Origin of the sequence: Mesorhizobium sp. M8A.F.Ca.ET.208.01.1.1 (assembly GCF_004791315.1) — a bacterium.
GTDB lineage: Bacteria > Pseudomonadota > Alphaproteobacteria > Rhizobiales > Rhizobiaceae > Mesorhizobium.
This window is the reverse complement of the sequence record NZ_SRUT01000276.1, coordinates 1-308: the sequence shown is the minus strand read 5'-3', so window position 1 is coordinate 308 and position 308 is coordinate 1. Positions and strand designations below refer to the sequence as shown.

Sequence of the window (308 nt, the reverse complement as noted above, 5' to 3'; positions counted from 1 at the left end):
ACCTGGCGACGTCATCAGGGCGTCGAAGCCGACGACATGCGCCACGGGCAGCGGCGCCTCGGCAGGCTTGCCCGAAAACGCCGAGAGCACCACCGGCGCCGCGCCGACGACCACATGCCGCCGCCCAGTCGCCCCGCCTGCCGAAAAATCGACCAGCCATTCCCCGGGTGTCACCGGCGTGCTGAACCGCCCGTCCGGGCCGACCTTGGCTGCGGCTGTCACGCCGTCTGGCCCGGTGAGGGAAACGCGCGATCCGGCGGCGACCAGACCGCTGATCGTCAGATCCGCCGCAAGCCCGACCGGGTGCG

1 protein-coding gene is annotated in these 308 nt (G+C 72.4%); it reads right to left on the bottom strand.

Annotation, left to right across the window (positions count from 1 at the left end):
- On the bottom strand, nucleotides 1–308 hold a 308-nt coding region (locus tag EN851_RS36665), incomplete at both ends, for a hypothetical protein (RefSeq protein WP_189587364.1).